The sequence below is a fragment of the Tropicimonas sp. S265A genome, assembly GCF_049800835.1.
GTDB lineage: Bacteria > Pseudomonadota > Alphaproteobacteria > Rhodobacterales > Rhodobacteraceae > Dinoroseobacter.
The window spans coordinates 137,046-159,162 of record NZ_JBNAFU010000007.1 but is presented as its reverse complement, the minus strand read 5'-3'; the positions used below and the strand labels follow the sequence as shown (position 1 = coordinate 159,162).

At 61.5% G+C, this 22,117-nt stretch carries 26 protein-coding genes and 1 tRNA gene; 16 read left to right on the top strand and 11 right to left on the bottom strand.

Annotated features, from left to right (window positions below):
- Positions 1 to 538 precede the first annotated feature (538 nt).
- The gene (locus ACP15N_RS16215; protein WP_425093374.1) at positions 539 to 910 is read right to left on the bottom strand and encodes a hypothetical protein; all 372 of its coding nucleotides are present in this window, start codon (positions 908 to 910) and stop codon (positions 539 to 541) included.
- 224 nt (positions 911 to 1,134) lie between these two features.
- Between ACP15N_RS16215 and dusA the strand changes: the two genes are divergently transcribed.
- Positions 1,135 to 2,097: a tRNA dihydrouridine(20/20a) synthase DusA gene (gene dusA / locus ACP15N_RS16210; RefSeq protein ID WP_425093373.1), complete on the top strand. Its 963-nt coding sequence runs from the start codon at positions 1,135 to 1,137 to the stop codon at positions 2,095 to 2,097.
- A gap of 115 nt (positions 2,098 to 2,212) precedes the next feature.
- A complete protein-coding gene (locus tag ACP15N_RS16205; RefSeq protein ID WP_425093372.1) occupies positions 2,213 to 2,947 on the top strand; it encodes an STAS/SEC14 domain-containing protein in 735 nt (244 codons plus the stop codon).
- On the opposite strand, the gene ACP15N_RS16200 is transcribed toward ACP15N_RS16205, so the two are convergent.
- Together ACP15N_RS16200 and ruvX are read right to left on the bottom strand one after the other, a co-directional pair.
- Positions 2,928 to 3,167 (bottom strand): DUF1289 domain-containing protein, encoded by a 240-nt coding sequence (locus ACP15N_RS16200; protein WP_425093371.1) that lies wholly within the window; start codon positions 3,165 to 3,167, stop codon positions 2,928 to 2,930. The two genes, ACP15N_RS16205 and ACP15N_RS16200, sit on opposite strands and share 20 nt — an antisense overlap.
- Positions 3,160 to 3,660, bottom strand: coding sequence for a Holliday junction resolvase RuvX (ruvX, locus tag ACP15N_RS16195; protein ID WP_425093370.1), 501 nt, complete (start codon positions 3,658 to 3,660; stop codon positions 3,160 to 3,162). The genes ACP15N_RS16200 and ruvX overlap by 8 nt, the downstream gene beginning before the upstream one ends.
- A gap of 127 nt (positions 3,661 to 3,787) precedes the next feature.
- On the opposite strand from ruvX, the gene ACP15N_RS16190 reads away from it, so the two are divergent.
- From ACP15N_RS16190 to ACP15N_RS16155, 8 genes are all read left to right on the top strand, one after another.
- The gene (locus ACP15N_RS16190; RefSeq protein WP_425093369.1) at positions 3,788 to 5,035 is read left to right on the top strand and encodes a sarcosine oxidase subunit beta family protein; all 1,248 of its coding nucleotides are present in this window, start codon (positions 3,788 to 3,790) and stop codon (positions 5,033 to 5,035) included.
- Positions 5,035 to 5,412 (top strand): hypothetical protein, encoded by a 378-nt coding sequence (locus tag ACP15N_RS16185; RefSeq protein WP_425093368.1) that lies wholly within the window; start codon positions 5,035 to 5,037, stop codon positions 5,410 to 5,412. The genes ACP15N_RS16190 and ACP15N_RS16185 overlap by 1 nt, the downstream gene beginning before the upstream one ends.
- Complete coding sequence (locus tag ACP15N_RS16180; RefSeq protein ID WP_425093367.1) at positions 5,405 to 5,839, top strand: hypothetical protein; 435 nt, start codon at positions 5,405 to 5,407, stop codon at positions 5,837 to 5,839. The genes ACP15N_RS16185 and ACP15N_RS16180 overlap by 8 nt, the downstream gene beginning before the upstream one ends.
- A gap of 22 nt (positions 5,840 to 5,861) precedes the next feature.
- Positions 5,862 to 6,185, top strand: coding sequence for a sarcosine oxidase subunit delta (locus ACP15N_RS16175; RefSeq protein WP_425093366.1), 324 nt, complete (start codon positions 5,862 to 5,864; stop codon positions 6,183 to 6,185).
- Entirely contained in the window at positions 6,182 to 9,190 is a 3,009-nt protein-coding gene (locus ACP15N_RS16170) for a sarcosine oxidase subunit alpha family protein (RefSeq protein WP_425093365.1), read from the top strand. Before ACP15N_RS16175 ends, ACP15N_RS16170 begins: the two co-directional genes overlap by 4 nt.
- The gene (locus tag ACP15N_RS16165) at positions 9,183 to 9,704 is read left to right on the top strand and encodes a sarcosine oxidase subunit gamma (RefSeq protein ID WP_425093364.1); all 522 of its coding nucleotides are present in this window, start codon (positions 9,183 to 9,185) and stop codon (positions 9,702 to 9,704) included. The genes ACP15N_RS16170 and ACP15N_RS16165 overlap by 8 nt, the downstream gene beginning before the upstream one ends.
- An 87-nt stretch (positions 9,705 to 9,791) precedes the next feature.
- On the top strand, positions 9,792 to 10,394 hold the full coding sequence (locus tag ACP15N_RS16160) for a superoxide dismutase (protein WP_425093363.1): 603 nt from the start codon (positions 9,792 to 9,794) through the stop codon (positions 10,392 to 10,394).
- A gap of 169 nt (positions 10,395 to 10,563) precedes the next feature.
- Entirely contained in the window at positions 10,564 to 11,526 is a 963-nt protein-coding gene (locus ACP15N_RS16155) for a hypothetical protein (protein WP_425093362.1), read from the top strand.
- Between the two features lie 69 nt (positions 11,527 to 11,595).
- Here the strand turns inward: ACP15N_RS16155 and ACP15N_RS16150 are convergent, their stop codons facing one another.
- Entirely contained in the window at positions 11,596 to 12,012 is a 417-nt protein-coding gene (locus ACP15N_RS16150) for a hypothetical protein (RefSeq protein ID WP_425093361.1), read from the bottom strand.
- 143 nt (positions 12,013 to 12,155) lie between these two features.
- On the opposite strand from ACP15N_RS16150, the gene ACP15N_RS16145 reads away from it, so the two are divergent.
- Complete coding sequence (locus ACP15N_RS16145) at positions 12,156 to 12,587, top strand: SufE family protein (protein ID WP_425093360.1); 432 nt, start codon at positions 12,156 to 12,158, stop codon at positions 12,585 to 12,587.
- Between the two features lie 12 nt (positions 12,588 to 12,599).
- On the opposite strand, the gene metF is transcribed toward ACP15N_RS16145, so the two are convergent.
- Positions 12,600 to 13,469: a methylenetetrahydrofolate reductase [NAD(P)H] gene (gene metF, locus ACP15N_RS16140; protein WP_425093359.1), complete on the bottom strand. Its 870-nt coding sequence runs from the start codon at positions 13,467 to 13,469 to the stop codon at positions 12,600 to 12,602.
- 96 nt (positions 13,470 to 13,565) lie between these two features.
- On the opposite strand from metF, the gene ACP15N_RS16135 reads away from it, so the two are divergent.
- Positions 13,566 to 14,483, top strand: a complete 918-nt coding sequence (locus tag ACP15N_RS16135) for a LysR substrate-binding domain-containing protein (RefSeq protein WP_425093358.1) — start codon at positions 13,566 to 13,568, stop codon at positions 14,481 to 14,483.
- Here the strand turns inward: ACP15N_RS16135 and ACP15N_RS16130 are convergent.
- Positions 14,480 to 15,478: a serine hydrolase domain-containing protein gene (locus ACP15N_RS16130; RefSeq protein ID WP_425093357.1), complete on the bottom strand. Its 999-nt coding sequence runs from the start codon at positions 15,476 to 15,478 to the stop codon at positions 14,480 to 14,482. The genes ACP15N_RS16135 and ACP15N_RS16130 overlap by 4 nt on opposite strands.
- Positions 15,479 to 15,603: 125 nt before the next feature.
- Between ACP15N_RS16130 and ACP15N_RS16125 the strand changes: the two genes are divergently transcribed.
- Positions 15,604 to 16,395: an inositol monophosphatase family protein gene (locus ACP15N_RS16125; protein WP_425093356.1), complete on the top strand. Its 792-nt coding sequence runs from the start codon at positions 15,604 to 15,606 to the stop codon at positions 16,393 to 16,395.
- On the opposite strand, the gene ACP15N_RS16120 is transcribed toward ACP15N_RS16125, so the two are convergent.
- Complete coding sequence (locus tag ACP15N_RS16120; RefSeq protein WP_425093355.1) at positions 16,396 to 17,142, bottom strand: rhomboid family intramembrane serine protease; 747 nt, start codon at positions 17,140 to 17,142, stop codon at positions 16,396 to 16,398.
- 112 nt (positions 17,143 to 17,254) lie between these two features.
- Between ACP15N_RS16120 and ACP15N_RS16115 the strand changes: the two genes are divergently transcribed.
- Together ACP15N_RS16115 and ACP15N_RS16110 are read left to right on the top strand one after the other, a co-directional pair.
- Positions 17,255 to 17,803, top strand: coding sequence for a tetratricopeptide repeat protein (locus tag ACP15N_RS16115; RefSeq protein ID WP_425093354.1), 549 nt, complete (start codon positions 17,255 to 17,257; stop codon positions 17,801 to 17,803).
- Positions 17,804 to 17,852: 49 nt separating this feature from the next.
- A tRNA-Leu gene (locus ACP15N_RS16110) sits at positions 17,853 to 17,938 on the top strand.
- A gap of 3 nt (positions 17,939 to 17,941) precedes the next feature.
- Here ACP15N_RS16110 and ACP15N_RS16105 read toward each other — a convergent pair.
- Both ACP15N_RS16105 and ACP15N_RS16100 read right to left on the bottom strand, forming a co-directional pair.
- A complete protein-coding gene (locus ACP15N_RS16105; protein ID WP_425093353.1) occupies positions 17,942 to 18,883 on the bottom strand; it encodes a peptidoglycan DD-metalloendopeptidase family protein in 942 nt (313 codons plus the stop codon).
- A gap of 8 nt (positions 18,884 to 18,891) precedes the next feature.
- Complete coding sequence (locus ACP15N_RS16100; protein WP_425093352.1) at positions 18,892 to 19,518, bottom strand: DnaJ domain-containing protein; 627 nt, start codon at positions 19,516 to 19,518, stop codon at positions 18,892 to 18,894.
- Between the two features lie 73 nt (positions 19,519 to 19,591).
- Here ACP15N_RS16100 and ACP15N_RS16095 point away from each other — a divergent pair, with 73 nt between their 5' ends.
- Positions 19,592 to 19,849, top strand: coding sequence for a BolA family protein (locus ACP15N_RS16095; RefSeq protein WP_425093351.1), 258 nt, complete (start codon positions 19,592 to 19,594; stop codon positions 19,847 to 19,849).
- On the opposite strand, the gene ACP15N_RS16090 is transcribed toward ACP15N_RS16095, so the two are convergent.
- On the bottom strand, positions 19,846 to 20,427 hold the full coding sequence (locus tag ACP15N_RS16090) for a DUF4177 domain-containing protein (RefSeq protein WP_425093350.1): 582 nt from the start codon (positions 20,425 to 20,427) through the stop codon (positions 19,846 to 19,848). The genes ACP15N_RS16095 and ACP15N_RS16090 overlap by 4 nt on opposite strands.
- Before the next feature lie 157 nt (positions 20,428 to 20,584).
- On the bottom strand, positions 20,585 to 22,099 hold the full coding sequence (gatB, locus tag ACP15N_RS16085; protein ID WP_425093349.1) for an Asp-tRNA(Asn)/Glu-tRNA(Gln) amidotransferase subunit GatB: 1,515 nt from the start codon (positions 22,097 to 22,099) through the stop codon (positions 20,585 to 20,587).
- Positions 22,100 to 22,117: the final 18 nt, after the last annotated feature.

Below are 22,117 nucleotides of genomic sequence, written 5' to 3'. Positions count from 1 at the left end.
GGACACCATGGCAGGTTTAGCGTCGCAGTTGCGTTACAAGGCCGTAAGCAAAGCAGTTCATCCCGGATGTGCGCATATGCCAACTCACTTAGCAATCCAAAGCAACGTTCCAAGAGGTGAGCGTGGTATCGGGCCGGTTTTGAGACTGTCGCTGATAGTCCTCCGCAAAGGCACTTCGTCTCGGCCAAACTTGCACGGCGACCAACCAGGCATAGCGAGCCGCGCGAGCGCCCGCGCAGCCTCGTTTAGTCCAGGTGACGAGGGCCACCTGTTCGACGGCGGCGCCTGCCTCGCAAAGGCGGCTTGTGCCTTGGTGTCGCAAGTCATGGAAATGCAGGTTCTTGTCACCGGCCTCATGCGGATGCGCCGAAAGGCAGTCCCGGCCGATTGGAATTATTTGGAAAGATGCGCCCATTGGTGTGACCGAGATGCCTGGCCTGTTCCGTGACCAGCACGTTGGCATCGAAGCCGGTGGCGGCGAAAAGGGGGATCCGCTGGTCTTTTCCGGTCTTTCTGCGCACTCCCATACGGTCGCGGATCAGGAGCCTGCGGCGGCCCACATCGGGATCGCTCCGGTCGAACCGTCAGATTTCATCCGGGTCATGGGCTGCGCCAGGCGTTCGTTGCCCTGGCGAAGCGGAACAAGAGGTTCAACGCGTCCCAACCGGAGCGTTGGCCGCGGAGGGATATCGAGGCCATGCACGGCCGCCGCGTTGGTGATGATCATCTTTATCATGCCGATGTCGATCCCGAGCGTCACCGGGCCTGCACCTTGCTCCGCGCGCATCTTGCAGGAGTCGATTAGCTTCTGCCGGTCGAGATGGCCGCTCTTTTCCTTCCCGAGATCGCGTTTGAGCGTCGTAAGCGTGGCGGCCTTGCTGAGACGCGGCGGTTTCCCTACCTCGAACATCTTGGCTATATGGAGGTCAATGAGGTTGCCGAATGTCTGGAGGCGAGAGACGGATGTGCTTTTAGGCGCCAGCCCTTGCCCCCTTTGGGTCTCTGCTTGGCGGGCTTGATGATGCGGGCTGGGGCGAAGGGTCGTCTCGCTTGCGTAGCAACCGTTACTGCCAACAGATCGAAGAAACGAAAAAAATGAATATAAAACAGAACGCTAAACTGTCTGTTGCGCCCATGATGGATTGGACCGACCGGCATTGCCGGTATTTTCATCGGCAACTGTCGCAGCACGCATTACTCTATACCGAGATGGTCACCGCGCCCGCGATTGTGCGCGGGGATGCCGCACGGTTTCTCAGCTATTCCGAGGCGGAGCATCCGGTCGCGTTGCAGCTTGGTGGATCCGACCCGCAGGAGCTTGCGGAGGCAGTGCGCATTGCGTGCGGTTATGGGTATGACGAGATCAATCTCAACGTCGGATGTCCGTCAGATCGGGTTCAATCCGGCAGCTTCGGTGCGATCCTGATGGAACAACCCGAACTTGTTGCCCGCTGCGTGGCGGCCATGATCGCGGCGTCCGATGGTCCTGAGATCACCGTAAAATGTCGCATTGGCGTGGATGACCAAGAGCCTGAGACCATCTTGCCGGATTTTCTTGCCCGCGTTTCGGACTCCGGGGTCAGTCGTTTCGCGATCCATGCGCGCAAGGCCTGGCTGCAAGGGCTCAGCCCCAAGGAAAACCGCGACGTGCCGCCCCTGAATTATCCACTGGTTCACGCCATGAAAAACACGTTCCCGCACCTGCACCTGTCGATCAATGGCGGGATCACGGACCTTGATCAGGGGGTGGCACATCTGGAAGCCGGCATGGACGGGGTGATGATCGGGCGCGCGGCCTATCACGACCCGGCAAGGATCCTGGGCCGCGCGGATATGCGGGTCTTTGGCGGCGGGACGGAGCGTCTTGCGGAGGATGCTGTCGCGGCCATGCGCCCCTATATCGCCGATCACCTGGCGCGCGGTGGCAAGCTGGCACAGGTGACGCGGCACATGCTGGGCGTATTTGCGGGGCGTCCGGGGGCGCGGGGCTGGCGGCGCATTCTGTCCGAACAGGGCCATCGCCCGGACGCCGGGCTTCACACGCTCGACGCTGCCTTGGCGCATATCGCCGACCCGCATGCGCGAGTAGCGTCCTGACCGCCGCGTAACGCAGCGTCACGGGACCCTGCATTCCCTCGATCTGATCGGGATCAAATACGCGTCATGCACCTGCGCTAAACTGGGGGCATAAACCAAGCAGGAGGGAGCCATCATGATCGAACACATCCCCGGACGCCCCGAAGGCACGCTGGAGTTCCGCGTCACCGGCAAGGTCACGGCGAAGGATTACGAGACCATCTTGGGCCCGATCATCGAGCGCGCATTGGTCGAGAATGACAGGCTGAAGCTCTTGATTGTTGTCGACGAGGCGTATGAGGGGTTTGACCTCGGAGCCGCATGGGAAGATGCGCGCCTTGGCATGAAGCACTGGTCTGGGTTCGCGCGCGCGGCTGTGGTCACCGACAAGGACTGGCTGCAAACCGTGACAAAGGCGATGGCCTTCATGATGCCGTGCCCGGTCAAGGCCTTCGATCTGGACGAGTTGGACGAAGCGCGCCGCTGGCTTTCGGAATCCCTCGGCGCGATCCACATGCGCGAGATGGGCGGCACAGCCCTGCATGTCGAGCTGATGGGCGAGCTTGCACCCGTGGCCTACGCGCAGGCGGACGGCGACCTAGATGCCTTCGTCAACCGGGCAGGGGGGCTGCGCCTGCTGCTCGACCTGCGGGGGTTCGAGGGGTGGCAAGGGCTTGGTGGGCTGCGCGAACACCTCAGCCTGTTACGCGACCACTACCAGATCCCGGACCGGGTCGCCGTGGTGATGGACGATGCGTGGGTCAAACTTGCGCAAAAGGTGCTGTCGCGGTTCATGAAGGCCGAAATCCGAACCTATGACGAAGACGATTTCGAGGCGGCGAAAGCCTGGATCACCCAAGCTGACGCTTGAGCCGCGCCGCCCGTCCGCCCTTGCGCTGCGCAATCAGCGGTGCGCGGGCGGGCAGATCGGCCATAACCGCGCGGCGCGCCTCGACACTCAAGGACGACCACGCACCGATCTCGTCGATCGTGCGCAGGCACCCGGTGCACAAGCGTGTCTCGGGATGGATCACGCAGACCTTAACGCACGGGCTCTCTATCTCGGCCCGTTTCCAGATGTCGTCACTCATTCTGCTCTGCCTCTGCTTGCGCCAGATGCCGGAATCGGTCCAGTGCGCCTTGCAGGATATAGCCCGCCGCGACGTGGTCTATAACCTCTGCACGCTTTTTTCTGCTTGTATCCGCCTCAAGCAAGGCGCGCTCGGCGGCCACGGTGCTGAGCCGCTCGTCCCAGAACGCGATCGGGGGTGCGTCCCGCGCGGCAAGATTGCGGGCAAATGCCCGTGTGGATTGCGCGCGTGGCCCTTCGGACCCGTCCATGTTTCGCGGCAGACCAAGGACGATACCGCCCACCTCTCGGTCACGCAGGATCGCCTCAAGCGTGGCCGCATCCACTCCGAATTTCTTGCGCTTGATCGTCTGCATAGGGGTGGCGACTGTCCACAGCCGGTCCGAGATAGCCACACCCAGGGTCACGGTCCCCAAGTCCAAGCCGACAAGGGGCCGTCCGGGAGGACAGGCGGCCCGAAACGCCGCGAGATCATCGAAGATATCAGATGCCATGCCGCCCCATAGCGCGGGCCAAGCACTTGCGAAACCCTCATGTCGGTTTTTGACCGATTGCGCCGCTTGTCGAATTGGCCAAAGCTGGGGCAGGAGGCATCAAGGGGCAGACCGGTCAGGAGACGCCATGCAACGCTATTCCGTATTTGCCCTCGCCCGCGAGGCGATGCGCGGCCATACGGGGTGGGAACGCGCGTGGGCCAATCCCGAACTGCGCAAGTCCTATGATGTGATCATCGTCGGGGCTGGCGGGCATGGGCTGGCGACCGCCTATTACCTCGGCAAGAACCACGGCATGACCAACGTAGCGGTGCTGGAAAAGGGCTGGCTGGGCGGTGGCAATACCGGCCGCAACACCACGATCATCCGGTCGAATTATTTGCAGGACCCCTCCGCCGCGATCTATGAAAAATCCCGGTCGCTTTATGAAACGCTCAGTCAGGATCTGAACTACAACATCATGTTCTCCCCCCGCGGGGTCATCATGCTAGCGCAAACCCATCATGAGGTGCGCGGGTACCTGCGCACCGCCCACGCCAACGCGTTGCAAGGAGTTCAGACCGAGTTCATCGGGCCAGAACGGGTCAAGAAACTGGTGCCGATCATCGACATCAACGGACCGCGTTACCCAGTCCTCGGCGGGCTGTGGCAGGCGCGCGGCGGCACCGCGCGGCACGATGCGGTCGCCTGGGGGCTGGCACGGGCGTGCTCCGATTTGGGCATGCACATCCTGCAGAAAACCGAAGTGACCGCCGTGCGGTCCGAAGGTGGGCAGGTCACCGGCGTCGACACCAATCGCGGCTCCATCGACTGCGCCAAGCTGGGCATCGTCGTCGCGGGCCATTCCGGCGTGCTGGCCGAGATGGCCGGGTTCCGCCTGCCGATCGAAAGTGTAGCGCTGCAAGCGCTCGTCTCCGAACCGATCAAACCCTGCATGGACGTGGTCGTCATGGCCAACACCGTGCACGGCTACATGAGCCAGTCCGACAAGGGCGAAATGGTGATCGGAGGCGGGGCAGACGGGTACAACAATTACACGCAACGCGGGTCGTTCCAGCATATCGAGGAAACCGTGCGCGCGCTGATCGAGACCTTCCCGATGCTCTCACGGCTCAAGATGCTGCGCCAATGGGGCGGGATCGTCGACATGACCGGCGACCGTTCCCCCATCATCTCAAAAACACCCCTTGGCGGATGCTTCATCAACTGCGGCTGGGGCACCGGCGGGTTCAAGGCCATCCCCGGCTCAGGCTGGGCCACCGCAGAGATGATCGCGAAAGGGGAACCCGGGCCGCTGGCGGCAGAGTTCGGCTTGGACCGCTTCCGCGAGGGCCGGTTCATAGACGAGAGCGTCGCGGCGGGGGTGGCGCATTGATGGACAGTTGGCTGCTCGTTCTTTTTCAGCTTCTCGAAATACTGGTCTCTTGGCCTGCGGCTGTCGTTATCGTCGCGATATTGTTTCGGCGGTCGCTTGTTGATCTGATTGGTGAAGTAAAAAGATTGAAAATTGGCGATCACGAGATAGAGCGATTTGATCGAGCGGTAGAGAGAAGCGAAGCTTTGGTTACGGAGATAGAAGAACTCCAGCTTCTTGTTGCTGCGGCTGCGTTGTCCGAAATGCGTGCGGTGGATGACTCGCCATATGCTCCTGAAGCTCACAAGGCACATATAAAAGACAGCGCGGACAAGCTCGAAGAGCATCTTTCGAAAGTTCAGAAGAAGATTGCAGCACGTCGGAGAGCAGATGACTAGGCCCTCCGCGCTCCAACGCCGCCTGCCGCGTGTGGTCGCGGTCATCGGCCTCGTCATCTACGTCTTGGGCACGCTGATCAGCCTGACCGCCGGCCACCCCGAACTCTTTCAGCGCTTCGGAGCGCTGGGTGTCGCTGCGGCGATCCTCTTCTTCACCGACCGGCTCACCCAGATCGAACTGACCCGCCAGCGCGCGGTGGAGGCGATGCTGCATGAATACGGGCTGCGGTTCGAAGCCCTCGCTTCGGGCACCACGCCCGAAGACCTGCCGAACGAAGGCTACACGCTCGACTTTCTCACTGAGGAGAGCGCCTTCACCCGCCTGCGCCGCAAGGCCGAAGCCATCAACTCGGGCAACACTGCGCTTTTGTCCCTCGCCACCCTGCAATGGGGTTTCGGCGATCTGGCGATCGAGGCGCTGCGATGATCCCCCGTCCTCCGGAGGCGACATGCTCCACCTGACCTGCCCCTATTGCGGCGTGACCGCTACCGAAACCGAACTGGCCCCGGGGGGCGAGGCGCATCTGAAGCGTGCCGGGATGGACGCGGACGATGCTACGTTCGAGGCGTATCTGTTCCACCGCAAGAACCCCAAGGGCGTGCATTTCGAGCGCTGGCGTCACGCCTATGGCTGCGGGAAGTGGTTTCTGGCCGCGCGCTGCACGGTGACGTTGGAGGTGTTCGGAACCTATTCGGCTCAGACGTCCGAGCCGCCCGAGCACATCGTTGCGGCCATTCGTGCCCGGCGTCCGGACTGGAAGGTCGAGGCATGAGCGGTCGCTTGAACACCGGAGGTCGCCTGATCGACCGTAGCCAACGCGTGGCGTTCACCTTCAACGGGCGCGCGATGCGGGGTTATGCGGGGGACACGCTTGCCTCGGCGCTGCTGGGGGCGGGGCAGACCTTGCTGGGGCGGTCTTTCAAGTACCATCGTCCGCGCGGGGTTGTGGCGTCCGGGGCCGAGGAACCAAACGCCTTGCTCACCATCGGAACCGGCGGGCGGATGGAGCCGAACCAGCGCGCCACAACGACGGAGCTGTTTGACGGGATCACGGCGCGCAGCCAGAACCACTGGCCGAGCCTCGAATACGATATCGGCACGCTGAATGCAAAGGTGGAAAAATTCCTGCCTGCAGGGTTTTACTACAAGACCTTCATCCATCCGCGCCCGTTCTGGAAGCACCTGTTCGAGCCGGTGATCCGCCAAAGTGCCGGTCTCGGGCCAGCGCCCACGGACCGCGACGAGGACCACTACGAGCACCTCTATCACCACACGGATGTTCTGGTGGTCGGTGGCGGTGTCGCGGGCTTGCAGGCGGCAATGACAGCAGCTGCGGGCGGCGCGCGCGTTCTGGTGATCGAGCAAACCGCGAACTGGGGCGGGCGTGCGCCCGTGGATGGCGGGGTGATTGATGGGCAGGGCCCTGATGGTTGGATTAAGGCGACCCGCGAAGCCCTGGAAAAGATGGAGAACGTCACGCTGCGCGCGCGCTGCATGGGTGCGGGCGTCTACGATCATGGTTATGCGCTCGCCTGTGAGCGTGTGGCGGACCATACGCCCGGTGACGGTCGACCGCGCCACCGGCTCTGGCGCATCCGCGCCAAGCAGATTGTGACCGCGACCGGTGCGCTGGAACGCCCGCTGTCTTTTTCCGGCAACGATGTCCCGGGGGTGATGCTGGCCTCTGCCGTACGCGACTATGTGACGAACTTTGCAGTGGCGCCGGGGCAGTGTCCGGTGATCGTGACCAACAATGATGATGCCTACCGGACTGCCCTGACCCTTCTGGATGCAGGGCTGACGGTTCCGGCGGTGCTGGACACCCGCGCCACGGCCGACGGGGTGCTTCCTGCGCTCGCGCGGGCGCGCGGCGTGCAGGTAAAGACCGGGCGCGGTATCGCAAGGGTTCTGGGGGGCGCGCGGGTCACAGGGGTCGCCGTTTGCCATGCGCAGGGCGATGGTGCCGAGGTTGAAGAGATTGCCTGCGATTGCGTTGCCATGTCTGGCGGCTGGTCGCCGGTTGTGCACCTGTGGTCGCACTGCGGGGGCAAGCTGTCGTGGGATGCTGCGCGGGTCTGTTTCAAACCTGATCCTGCCAAGGCGCCGACCGGGGCGGATGGATTGCCGTTTGTCATTCCCGCCGGGGCAGCCTCCGGTGCGCAGCACCTCGGGGCCGCGCTTGTCGATGCCGCCGAAGCGGGCGCATTGGCCGCGCAAAGGGTGGGGCATCCAAGTGGAGTTCGCGCGCCGGTATCAGAGGCCCCGCAGGAGGACCCGTCCGAACCGGTCTGGCTGCTGCCGAGCGCGGCCGGGCCGGAGTTGAGGTCGAAAATGTTCCTCGACTACCAGAACGATGTGAAGGTCTCAGACGTGCAATTGGCCGCGCAAGAAGGGTTCGAAAGCGTTGAACACACCAAGCGCTACACCACGCTTGGCATGGCAACTGATCAGGGAAAGCTCAGTAATATCAACGGTCTCGGGGTTCTATCCGGTGCATTGGGAGTGGACATCCCAGAGGTCGGGACAACGACTTTCCGACCGCCGTACACGCCCATTTCGATGGGCGCGATTGCCGGGGAGGCACGGGCGGAGCTGTTTCAGCCGGTTCGGCAAACGCCATTGCACGACTGGCATGACGCGCATGGGGCCTATTGCGAACCTGTCGGCCATTGGCGACGCCCCTACTGTTTCTTGCAGGGCGATGAGACGCCCGAGCAGGCCGTCACCCGCGAGGTGCTGGCGACCCGCACGGGTGTCGGGCTGCTGGATGCGTCGACACTGGGCAAGATCCTCGTCAAGGGGCCCGACGCCGGCAGGTTCCTCGACATGCTCTACACCAACATGATGAGCACGCTACCGGTCGGAAAATGTCGCTATGGGCTGATGTGCTCTGAAAACGGGTTCTTGATGGATGACGGTGTCGTGGCGCGCCTGTCGGAGGACACATGGCTATGCCATACCACGACCGGAGGTGCAGACCATATCCACGCGCATATGGAAGACTGGTTGCAATGCGAGTGGTGGGATTGGCAGGTCTTTACCCAGAACGTGACAGAGCAGTACGGTCAGATCGCGGTTGTCGGGCCTAAGGCGCGCGACGTACTGCAAGGCCTGGGTGGGATCGATGTATCAAGGTCCGCGTTGCCCTTCATGCAGTTTGTGGACGGCGATCTTGCCGGCATTCCGGTGCGCGTGTTCCGGATCAGTTTCTCCGGTGAGTTGAGCTATGAGATTGCCGCGCCCGCAGGCCAGACCCGCGCCCTGTGGGACAAGTTACTCAAGGCTGGGGAGCCCCACGGGATCACGCCCTACGGGACAGAAGCGCTGCATGTCATGCGGGCCGAAAAGGGGTTCATCATGATCGGGGATGAGACCGACGGAACGGTCATACCGCAGGATTTGAACCTTGATTGGGCTCTGTCGAAGAAAAAGGACGACTACCTGGGCAAGCGAGCGCATCTGCGGGCCCACATGGCAAACCCGGACCGTTGGAAACTGGTGGGTCTGGAAACGCTTGACGCGTCGGTCCTGCCGGACGGGGCCTATATCGTGGGCGCGGGCCGCAATGCGAACGGCCAGCGCGTGACCGAAGGGCGGGTAACCTCCAGCTACCGCTCACCGACGTTGAAACGCGGTATCGCAATGGCTCTGCTGCACCGCGGCCCCGAGCGGCTGGGAGAGGTCGTGCAAGCCACGTCGGAGACCGGGGGGCGCATTGCGGCGCGCGTTGTCGACCCGGTTTTCTACGACAAGAACGGGGATCGGCAGAATGTCTGAAGACATGATCTTGCGGCGCTGGGAGCCCTGCGGAATGCTGGCCATTCGTGCCGACCTCTCCTTGCACGCTGCCCAGATCGAAGCGGCGTTGTCGCTGCCGGTGCCAGACACGTTGGGCCTGGCTTCGGGCAATGGCGAGGCGCTTGCATGGTTCTCACCCGATGAACTGCTGCTGGTCTGCTCTGCGAATGATGTGGAACGGCATCAATCCTCGATTGCCGAGGCACTTAAGGGGACGCATCATTTGTTGGCGGATGTTTCGGACATGCGCGCAGGGTTTACCTTATCAGGGCCGCGTGTACGCGAGGTTCTGTCCAAGCTCGTGCCCATGGACGTGCATCCGGACGTTCTTGTGCCCGGTCGGGTCAGGCGAACCCAGTTGGGGCAAGTCGCCGCCGCCCTCTGGTTGACCGAGGAGAGCCGGGCGGAAATCATCTGCTTTCGATCTGTGTTCGCATACGTTGGCACGGCGCTTGCGAAAGCCGCCGATCCGCGAGCGGCAATCGCCGGGTAAGGGAAATGATCGGTGCGCGGCCTTGACCTTGGCCCGGCGAACCCTCTTATTTCCAACACGAGTACAAACGCGCGAGAGGGGCCCAAAATGGCTTTCGAACTTCCTGATCTTCCTTATGCTCACGACGCCTTGGCGGACAAAGGCATGTCAAAAGAGACACTGGAGTATCATCACGACCTGCACCACAAGGCCTATGTCGACAACGGCAACAAGCTGATCGCTGGCACCGAGTGGGACGCCAAGTCGATGGAAGAGATCATCAAGGGCACCTATGACGCAAACGCCGTCGCACAGAATGGTATCTTCAACAACATCAGCCAGTTGTGGAACCACAACCAGTTCTGGGAGATGATGGGACCGGGCGACAGCGCGATGCCGGGCGAACTGGAAAAAGCGCTGGTCGAAGCCTTCGGGTCGGTCGACGAATTCAAGTCACAGTTCTCGGCCGCGGGCGCGGGCCAGTTCGGCTCCGGTTGGGCGTGGCTGGTGCAAAACGCCGACGGATCGCTGGCGGTCACGAAGACCGAGAACGGCGTGAACCCGGTCTGTTTCGACCAGACGGCACTTCTTGGTTGCGACGTGTGGGAGCATTCCTACTACATCGATTTCCGCAACAAGCGCCCAGCCTATCTGACCAACTTCCTCGACAACCTGGTCAACTGGGAAAACGTCGCCAGCCGCATGGCCTGACGCGTTATACGACTAGAAAATAAGCAAGCGCCCCGAATGTCTTTTCGGGGCGCTTACGGATTAAGCTGATATGGTTTGAATAAGGATAGTATTTGGACGGAATGGTTAACAACATCGCTCGACTTGCTAACTTCTCACGTAGAAGCCAGTCACCAGTGAAAGAGCCACGATGTCCTCCGATTTTTCCTATTTGATTGAGAAAATCCGAAATGCCGAGTTCCGAACGGAGCCGTTCAAGCACATCTATATCGAAGACTTTTTCGATGAAAAACATTTTGCCGAACTAAGTCAGTCGCCTGAGATAAACCTGAGCGAGCAAAACAGCGATCCAGAACTGTTCGATGCCTTGGACTCCGCCGGTTACAAGGCTATCGAGTTTCCGGGATGCATCACCGATCGCAAGAAGTACATGACTTGGCGGCAAAGCGATCGAAAGAAATCGCGGAGCTCGTCTACCGAAGGGTTTGGCATGACCCTGCGGCTTTACGAACCCAAGAGCAAGATCGTTAAAGAGGTCAAGGATTTTGTAACCGGACCCGAGTTCAATCTGGCAATTGCCGAGAAATTCAATCTGGATTTTGGGGCTTGTAAGGTGGATGGTGGTATCCAGAAATATCTCGACGGGTATGAGATCAGCCCGCACCCTGATATCCGCCGCAAAGCCGCAACATTCATGGTGAATATCAACCCGAGCGAAAAGTCCGCGGCAGCCAATCATCACACCCATTACATGGCTTTCCGCTCCGAGCGGACATATGTGCGGAGTTTCTGGGAAGGTAATCCGAAGATCGATCGCTGCTGGGTGCCTTGGGATTGGTGCGATACGAAATACCAGCAAACGGCGAACAATTCGATTGTTATCTTCGCGCCTGCAGATGACACTATTCATGCTGTCAAAGCGTCTTATGACCACCTTGTCACGCAGCGCACTCAGCTTTACGGCAACCTTTGGTACAAGTCGGTTGAGATTGACAAGAGCTTACCCTGGGAACAGGTGGATCTTCTAAATCAGAGATCGTTGTCGCTCGCAAAAGGCGGGCTTAAATCAGCAATTCCAGTGCCTGTGAAGCGGCGACTCAAGAAGCTTCAAAAGGCGCTCACCTCGTCCAACAGCGTCGGTCAACGAAATTGAGCCTAAGTTCTTATCGGTTGACGCAAAGCCCAGGTGCCGGAAAGGGCTAACCGGCTTTGCGTTTTCCGATCAAGGCCGGATGCTACGGCTGTTCTGAGCGCCTTGGATGACCACCTGCGAGATGCCTTCGAGCCTCTGGTCGCTCAGGAACAGGCCGACGACCACTTCGCGGGAGCGGTTGGTCCCGGGCGGTTGGGCAAACTGCGGCTCGGCGATGCGAAACTCGTAGCTCATGGTTCGGCTGTCGGTCTCCGCATCGATGGAAACGAGTTCTGCTGCCCACCAGCCCTGGCTTGGCGGAAGGCCGGTCGCGGTGATGATCACGCCTCCCGGCACGCGGTCGCGGCGCGTGCTGGTTACGGTACTGACCAGATCGCGGACTTCGCGGATTTCTCGGTCCGGCACCGGTTCCAGACGCTCGATATCGGGTTCGCCACCACACGCAGCCAACCCGATCACGCATCCAAGCAAAACTGCAACTCGCACGCGCTGCCTCCTTCGACCCTAACCAGCCCGCACTGCCTATCCGATCGCCATCGTCTTGAAAAGCCCGGCGAAGGCCGCATCGCCTCTGGACGCCACGGCGTACACGACTTACGTCCACCACAAGCCGACAGACGAGGATGCGCATGGCCACCGAAGCATTTGAGGAGATCGCGGAAACCTTCGAGTTTCTGGACGACTGGGAAGACCGCTATCGTCATGTCATCGATATGGGGAAGGCGATGCCGCCACTCGATGACGCGGTCAAGGTGCCGGCAACGAAGGTTGACGGGTGCGCAAGTCAGGTCTGGCTGTTGCCCAAGATCGAAGGGCAGGGGCCGCAGGCCGTGTTCTCATTCGACGGGGAAAGCGACGCGATGATCGTGAGGGGCCTGATCGCCGTGCTTCGAGCGTTGTACTCGGGGCTTACGGTGGCCGAAGTGACAAAGGTCGATGCGCAAGCGGAGCTGGGGCGTCTTGGTTTGCACGACCACTTGTCGGCACAGCGGTCGAACGGCGTACGCGCGATGGTCGAGCGGATTAACCTGCTTGCGACGAAAGCCATCGCCGCAAGCTAGAGCCCGCCAGCGTCAGGCTGCGACTTCTGCAAGAGAGCTTTTGGGGTTGATACCCAAAGCGGCACAGATGTCCCGCGTCAATTCCGGCTTGTTCAGAGTATAGAAGTGCAGATCTTCGATACCCTCGTCGATCAGCGTGCTGCACATTTCGGTTGCGAGGCTGATCGCCAGAAGTTCTTCGCGCCCGTCGCGGGTCGCGGCGGCAAAGGCTTCGTCCAGCCAACCGGGCACCTGCGTGCCACACCGTGCCGCGAAATTGCGGGTCTTTGACCAGTTCTCGATCGGCAGGATGCCGGGCAGGATCGGCGCAGTGATGCCTGCGGCGGCACAGCGGTCGCGGAAGCGCAGGAAATTCTCGACATCAAAGAAGAACTGCGTGATCGCAGAGGATGCGCCCGCGTCGATCTTGCGTTTCAGGTAATCCACGTCCGCTTGAGCGTTCGCAGCTTCCGGATGGGTGTCGGGATAGGCGCCGACGCGCAGGGTGAACTTGCCGGTGCTTGCCAGCGCTTCAATCAGTTCGACGGAGTTCGCAAACCCGCCCTCAGCGGGCGTGAAATGCGTCTGGCCCTTGGGAGGATCGCCGCGCAGCGCCACGATGTCGGACACGCCCGCGGCTGCGTAACTTTCGGCGATCTCGAGCGTTTCCTCTCTGGTGGCATCGACGCATGTCAGGTGCGCTGCAACCTTTACCCCGTAGTTCTGGCCGATTGTGGCCACCGCATCGTGGGTTAGCTTGCGCGTCGTGCCACCGGCCCCGTAGGTGACCGAAACGAAGGTCGGATCCAGGGGCGCCAGCGTTTGGACCGTGTCCCACAAGCGAAAGGACGCTTGAAGGGATTGCGGCGGAAAGAATTCAAAAGAAACGCGGGGGCCGGACATCGGAAACCTCTGATTGCTGCGTTGGTCTTGTCGCACGGGACAAAACCTGAGACAATTTCATAATCTTCAATACCTTCATGAGGGCGGCTCAGATACATGCATCTGGAATTCCGACACTTGCGGACGATCCGCGCAATCCACGAAGCCGGAGGCCTCGCGCGAGCGGCCGATACTCTCAATATCACGCAATCGGCTTTGTCTCATCAGATCAAGGGGTTGGAGGATCAAGCTGGTGTTGAACTCTTCGTGCGCCGATCAAAACCCTTGAAGCTTTCGGCCGCTGGCATGCGGCTCCTGCGGCTGGCGGAGCAGGTGTTGCCCCAGATCGAGGCGCTGGAAGATGAATTCGCCGGGTTGCGTGCGGGCAAGACAGGGCGGTTGCACATCGCGATTGAATGCCACGCATGCTTCGAGTGGCTGTTCCCGGTGCTGGAACAGTTCCGCAAGGCGTGGCCGGATGTTGATGTGGATATTCGCCCGGGCCTGCAGTTCCACGCTTTGCCTGCCCTGCAACGCGAAGAGGTCGATCTGGTTGTCTCGTCCGATCCCGAGGATTTGCACGGAGTGGATTTCACGCCGCTATTCGACTATGAACCCGTTTTCGTCGCGTCCAGTCAGAACCCACTGGCACAAAAGGATTTTGTCACGGCGGAGGACTTTCGCGACCAGATGCTGATTACCTATCCGGTAGAACGTTCGCGGCTGGATGTTTTCACCGAACTCCTGCTACCGGCCGGGGTAGAACCAAAGGGCGTGCGTCAGGTCGAGTTGACGGCTGTCATCCTTCTGCTCGTGGCGTCGAACCGGGGCGTGGCGGTCCTGCCGGACTGGGTCGTGCGGGAGGTGCGCTACAATTCCGACTACGTGACGCGCCCCCTGACGCAGACCGGTGTGACCAAGAGGCTTTACGCGGCGACCCGAACGGACGAGACCACGTTGCCATACATGGCGCATGTGCTGCGTCTTGCCCGCACCGAACCGCTGAAGTTGCAGCGCGCACCGGAACTTGTCTAGACGCTGCGGAGGGTCGGCAGAATCTCGCGGGCGATCAGCCCCATCAGGTCGCTGAAGTATCCGCCCGATCGGGCTGGACGCGTCGGGTCGGACGTGATCGCGATAACGGTCTGTCGCTCCGGCAGGATGCACAGGATCTGCCCGCCATAGCCGCGTGCCAGTGAAAACCGCGTGCCATCTGCGCGTCCGAGGAACCAGCCGTACCCATAGCCAAGCCCGGACCAGCGCGACCGGGTGCGCGGTTGCATGGAGGCCGCGATCCAGTCGCGGCTCAGCACGCTGCCATCGTCGGTTGCCACCATCTCGCCGATCCTGAGCATGTCTTCAGGACGCAGTGCCATTTCGTTGCCACCCAGATAGTACCCCTGTGGGTCGCGGGTCCATGCAGGGATATCTATGCCAAGAGGGTCGCCCACCCAGTCGCGCATAATCGTCAGCAATGTCCTGCCCGACGCCTCCGCCAGAGCCGCGCCAAGGATGTGAAAGCTGCCGGTGGAATAGAGCATCCCTGACCCCGGTTCGGCCACGAACGGACGCGAGAGGGCATCTGCAACCCAATTGCGGCTGGACACCCAATCCCCGTAATTCGCCCCGGACGTGCGTTCCAGCCCGGCTTGCATCGTCACAAGATTTGCAAGGGTCAGGTCCGCGACGCGCGGGTCAGCCCCGGTCGGGATAAGGGCCGGGGCCACATCGCCAAGGCGCTCGTTCACGCCTGCAACCACCCCCCGATCCAGTGCGGCGCCAAGGCACAGGGCCACGAGGCTTTTGGAGACCGATTTTACGGGGGCCGCACGCGCCAGTGACGGGCCGCGAAACGCCTCTGCAAGAACGGTTTCGTTGCGCACTGAAATGCTCAGGCTGTGCAACTGGTCCAACGCGCCCGCCGCCGCCCGAAGACGTGCCGTGGAAACGGTCTGCGCCCGAAGGTGGACGGGCGCGGCAAGGGCAAGAGCGGCTGTCGATCCTGCAAGAAGCGTGCGTCGGCAAATCATACTCTTGACCTGCGCTTTCCCGCGCCAATTTGCCAGTCAAACCCGTGTGAAGGGCGCGCGTATTCGGGGTTGGCAGTCTGTCCGCACCGCTCTATACGCGGGCGCTGGACGTCAGGAGAGCAGTCATGGCCATTGGTAGCGCGAACCTCAACATCATGATCAAAGCCGCCCGCTTGGCAGGGCGCTCGCTGGTCAAGGATTTCCGCGAGGTCGAAAACCTTCAGGTCTCCATGAAGGGGGCCGGGGATTTCGTCAGCCGTGCCGATACGCGGGCCGAGGAAATCCTGAAAGAGGCCTTGATGGAGGCGCGCCCGAATTACGGTTGGCTGGGGGAAGAAACCGGCGGGGCGGAGGGCAAGGATCCGACGCGTCGCTGGATCGTCGATCCGCTGGACGGGACCACGAATTTTCTCCACGGCATGCCGCATTGGGCGGTCTCGATCGCGCTTGAGCACAAGGGCGAGGTTGTCGCCGGTGTGGTGTTTGATGCCGCCAAGGACGAGATGTTCTTTGCTGAAAAAGGGCAGGGCGCCTGGATGAACCAGCAACGCCTGCGCGCCTCGGGGCGGCGCCATATGGTTGAGGCGGTATTTGCAACGGGACTTCCGTTCGCTGCGAACAAACACCTGCCAGCCACTCTCGGGGACCTCGCCCAGCTTTTGCCGACTTGCGCGGGCGTGCGCCGCTGGGGAGCCGCTGCGCTCGACCTCGCCTATGTCGCGGCCGGACGCTACGACGGGTATTGGGAGCGCGGTTTGAACGCATGGGACATCGCCGGTGGGGTCATCATCGCGCGCGAGGCCGGCGCGCTGGTCGAACCTGTGGTGCCGGGCGAAAGCCTGCTGGCATCGGGCAGTCTGATCGCTGCCAATGAGCCGTTGTTTGATCCGTTTGCAAAGATCATTCGGGCACGCTGATCATTTGCGACGCCGCACGGTTGGCACGCTGCTGCCGCCGATCCTGTAACGCGCTTCCGGATGATCGGGGTGGCCATCGGTGCGTTTCCAGAATTCCGGACCGCCCAGTTTTAACCACAACGGCAGGATCAGGACGACACCTGCCACGAACCCGCCCGCATGCGCCCAGTAGGCGACACCACCGGCATCAGCGGGTGTTGCCGCGCCGCTGAACACCTGAAGCCCGAACCACACGCTCAAGACGATCCAGGCCGGGATCGGCACGATCTTGAAGATGATGACTATGATGAAGAGGATATCGACCCGCGCCTTTGGAAACAGCAGCAGATAGCCACCCAGCACCCCCGCAATCGCGCCGGACGCGCCGACCATGGGAATTGTGCTGTCGGGATTGGACATGACTTGCGCCAGGCCTGCTCCGATGCCTGACAACAGGTAGAAGCCCAGAAACTTCGCATGCCCAAGCTCATCTTCCATGTTGTCACCGAAGATCCACAGGTACAGCATGTTTCCCGCCAAGTGCATGATCCCGCCATGCAGAAACATCGACGTGAAGACGGACGACGCGCCCGATCCTTGGCTGAACACCGCCGGCACCAGCCCCCATGTGTCGAAGAACGCCGCTGCCTGCGCCTGCGACGCGAGGAGCGGATAGTAGCTGATGAACACCACCACGTTGACCGCGATCAAGGCATAGGTCACGTAGGGTGTGCGTTCGGAGGGGTTATGATCTCTGATCGGAAACATGCGCGCAGTGGGACCTGTCCGCGTGGTGTGCGTCAAGGGCAAAGCCGAAGCCCCGGAAAACTTGCACTGGATTTTCGCACAAGGTGCGTCACACTTCGGGCCGGAGGATCCCATGAAATCACTTTTTCTGGCACTTGGTCTGACGATGGTCGGCACGGCGTGTGTTTTTGCGGGCTGTCCCGCGGCGGTCGATCGCAGTGAAGAGTTGAAGCGCCTGCGCGCCCACGTACAAGCGGCCGAAACGGAAATGGAAGGCCGTATCTACGATCGCCAGATGTGGGAGATCTGGACAACCGCACCTGATGCGAAGGCGCAAGAACTGCTGGATGCAGGCATGCGAAGCCTCCGCGTGGCTGACTACGACGCGGCGCTTGCAGAGCTCGATGCGTTGGTCGCCTATTGCCCGGATTATGCCGAAGGGTGGAACCAGCGGGCCTTTGTTCATTTCCTGCGTCAGGACTACGATGCGGCCCTCGCCGATTTGGACCGGACCCTTGGCCTGAATCCTGATCACACAGGCGCTTTGTCGGGCAAGGCGCTCAGCCTGATCGGTATGGGGCGCGTGGGCCTGGCACAAGACACGTTGCGGCGGGCTGTTGCTTTGAACCCGTGGCTGCCAGAACGGCGCCTTCTGACGGCACCGCCCGGAGCGCCGCTTTAGGTAATTTTGGCTTGTCCTGCCGCGCCGTTTTGCCTACGCCCGACACCGTGCGGGCGTGGCGGAATGGTAGACGCATCGGACTTAAAATCCGTGGGCCGCAAGGCCGTGTGGGTTCAAGTCCCACCGCCCGCACCATCTTTAGTCGAACCGTATCCGGTCGTTTCGTACCAACCACTGCCCGTCCACTGTGAAGGGAATCGAGCTGCCTGAGAGGGGCGCATCGCGTGTTCCGGGCGTCTGGACATGAAGGTGGAGATGCGGTTGCGTGGTGTTCCCGGAGTTTCCGACGCGACCAAGAGGGGCACCGGTTTCAACGGCGTCTCCAGGTTTCACGTCGACGCTGCCGCGGCGCAGGTGTGCCAAAACGACGTGGTTTCCGCCGCATTCGAGGATCACGTGGTTGCCCGCTAAGTCTGTCCGGTCCCGCGTCGGCGGGGCCATGTCTGGAAGATCGTCGCGCGCGGTCAGAACCTGTCCGCTACAGGGCGCCAATACGGCTCTGTTCCAGATCGTGTAGTCGGACGTTGCGCCCGGCGCGCGCAGGGGACCGGTTTGCCACAACGGTCCCAAAGCCAGAAAATCCACCGCGTATTTCTGGCCTGAAAACCTTGCTGCGTTTTCTGAGGTCAGCACGAACGCGGCGTGGGCATTGCGCGTTGCCGATGCGCCCGCATGAACCGCGAGGTACGCCCCCGGCTCGAGCGGCGCAGCGAGGTCCACGAGCGCCGCGCCTTCTGGCGGGCGGGGATCATCTACAAGAGTGGCAATCAACACGGCGGCAGAACCAGCGCAGGCCAAACCGCCACCCGCGAGGGCAAGTACGCCCAGGCGTCGCGTTGGCAGTGTAGGGGCTGGGCGTCGGAACGCCGCGCAGGTTCCAAGGCCGAGGAACGCGACGTAGACCCACAGTGCCCATAGTGGCGGCATCGTCCAGGCCACCGCGAGAGCAGCGAACCAGAACAGCATTCCAAGCGCCACCACCCAGACAGCCCGAGTCAACCGGCTCATCGGCGGAAAGACGACCATGCAGACCAGGACCAGAGGCAGCAGCAGCTGTAATCCGGCGCTGGTGGCTGTCATGAGCGGCCTTACTTGAAGTTGCGGCTGTCCTTGATCTGATCCCACGCCCAGACGACTTCCTGGAGTTTTTCCTCGTCGCTCCGGTCACCTCCGTTCATGTCGGGGTGCAGGACCTTGATCAGCGCCTTGTAGGATTTGCGGATCTCTGCCTTGCTCCAGTGATCCTTGGCTTCCAGCAGTTCGACCGCCCGGCGCTCGGTCGGGGGCAGGCGGCGGGTGCCGGTGATCGACTTTCCCGGATTGCGCGTCGCGTTTTCACCCAGCACCTGATGGGCGTCGTCGACCCCCAGCCGGGCCCAGGCGCGTTCCTCGGTCGATTTGCGGAACGGCTTCGTCTCGCGTTCCCAGACGCGGTCCTTGTCCATGCGCTTGGCCATTTCCTCTTCGGACTGGCCGTTGAAGAAATTCCACTTCAGATTGTATTCGCGCACGTGTTTCTGACAGAACCAGAAATACTCGTCCAACGTATCCGGGGATTTCGGCGCGCGGTACTTGCCCGCTTCATTGCAGCCCTCATGCTCGCAGACCCGCTTGGAGGTTTCGAACGCACCCGACATGCCCCGCCGTCCGCGCGGATTTTTCTTCTTGGACGACGACACGGACATGTCAAAACCAAAGGGATCGCTTTTACTCATAGGACCTCACCTTTCCGACTCGGAAGCGACAGTCTAGAGCATCTCGCGACAGAGCAAAGAGGATTGCGACAAAATGGGTGTGAAAACCGAAATCGAGACACGGCTACAGACCGCCTTCGCGCCCCGCGTGCTTGTGGTGATCGACGAAAGCGAAAAGCATCGCGGTCATTCAGGGTTTCAAGAGGGGGGCGAAAGCCATTGGCAGGTGGAGATTGCATCCGACGCGTTCAAGGGCATGAGCCGGATCGCACGCCACCGGGCCGTACATGATGCACTGGGAAAAGACCTCGTGGGCCGCATACACGCCCTTGGTCTGACGATCCGCGACTAGTCGCGACTTGCGATCAGCGGATCCGTGTCGGCTCCGCGTCTTGGCGTGCTTCGGTCGCCTTTTATGGTCCGCAGAAGGCCCAGAACCTCGCGCTTGTTCTTCGGGTCCTGCGCGCCCGGATCCTCAGATATCGGCGTCGCATGGGGCTGATCATGCGCGGCCTCGGGGGCAGTCGGTACTGACGTTGCCGTGGTGGCATCCTGTGGTTTTGGCTGCGGCGTCAGCGTGCCTTCTGTTGCCGATGTGTCCGGCTCAGGAAGCGTGACCGGCACGGGCACGGCGGCGACGGGCGCCGTTTCGGCTTCGGACCGGGGCAGGGCGCGGCGAAAGACCAGCATGTTGTGAAAGCGCGTCGAGCGCGAGGTCAGGCCCACGCGTTCCTCGGCTGGCAGCGTTTCGGCGCGCACGTACTCCCATCCCTCTTGGGCCATCTCGTTCATCGCCAGCTCCAGAGCGTGCGCGAACCGGTCTTCGGAGGTCCGAAGCCCCTTGGCTTTCTGGCCCTTCACCGGAGCCGGACGGATCTTGTATTCGTACATCGCACACCCTTTCATGAACGCGGTGCCGGCAAACCGCATGGTCCGCGCGCAGGCCTATGGTACGGTATGACGCCGGCCATCATTGGCCAAGCCGGATCATCCGAACCGCGGTCGCTGTCGTCATATCGGAAACGACGCGTCCTGCTACGCAAGATTTGCGGCGTTTTTAGGTCACTACAGCCTGATGCCGGCTGGTTCAAAGCCCCAGTTTCGCGCTGACGATCTCGTTCACCGCCTTCGGGTTGGCCTTGCCCCCCGTGGCTTTCATGACCTGGCCAACGAACCATCCCGCAAGCTTCGGGTTCTGTTGCGCCTTCTCTACCTGCGCGGGGTTGGCAGCGATGATCTCATCCACCGCAGCTTCGATCGCGCCGGTATCGGTGACCTGCTTCATCCCCTTTTCTTCGACAATCCGGGCTGGGTCGCCCCCTTCGGTATAGACGATCTCGAACAGGTCCTTGGCGATCTTGCCCGAGATATCTCCGGCCTTGATCAGCTTGATGATCCCTGCAAGCTGTGCAGGATCGACCGGGCTTTCGGTGATATCGTGGTCTTCTTTCTTGAGACGACCAAACAGTTCGTTGATGACCCAGTTGGCGGCCAGTTTGCCGTCGCCTGCCTCGGCCGCGACCTTTTCGAAATAGGCCGCGTTGTCGGTTTCCGCCGTCAGGACCGAGGCGTCATAATCCGACAGGCCGAAGCTTTCGATGAACCGCGATTTTTTCTGGTCGGGCAGTTCCGGCAGCGCGCTGGCGATGTCATCCACCCAGGCCTGTTCAATCTCGAGCGGCAGCAGATCTGGGTCGGGGAAGTAGCGGTAATCGTGTGCTTCCTCCTTGGATCGCATGGACCGCGTCTCTCCCTTGTCGGGATCGTACAGGCGGGTTTCCTGGTCCACGCGACCGCCGTCCTCGACAATCGCGATCTGGCGGCGTGCCTCGTAGTCGATAGCGGCCTGAATGAACCGCAAGGAGTTCATGTTCTTGATCTCGCAGCGTGTGCCCAGATGGGAAAAATCCTGCGTTTCCTGATACTTCTCATAGTCGCCGGGACGGCAGACGGACACGTTCACGTCCGCGCGCAGGTTGCCGTTCTGCATGTTGCCGTCGCAGGTGCCCAGGTAGCGCATGATCTGCCGCAGCTTGCTGACATAGGCGGCGGCTTCTTCGGGGCCGCGAATGTCGGGGCGGCTGACGATCTCCATCAATGCGACGCCGGTGCGGTTCAGGTCGACAAAGGACATGTGCGGATCCATGTCATGGATCGATTTGCCTGCATCCTGCTCAAGGTGAATACGCTCGATCCGAACGACCCGCGCGGTGCCATCGCCCATCTCGACCAGCACTTCGCCTTCTCCCACGATGGGGTGATAAAGCTGGCTGATCTGGTAGCCCTGCGGCAGATCGGGGTAAAAGTAGTTCTTGCGGTCAAAGGCCGAACGAAGGTTGATTTCCGCCTTCAGGCCGAGGCCGGTGCGGACGGCCTGCGCGACGCACTCCTCGTTGATGACCGGCAGCATGCCCGGCATACCCGCATCCACGAAGGCGACGTTCGAGTTCGGCTCTGCGCCGAACAGGGTCGAGGCGCCGGAAAACAACTTGGCATTGGTGGCAACCTGCGCGTGCACCTCCAACCCGATGACCAGTTCCCAGTCCTCTTTGGCACCGGCGATCACTTTGGGTTTGGGCGTCTCATAGGTCAGGTCGAGCATCTTCGCCTCATTCGTCTG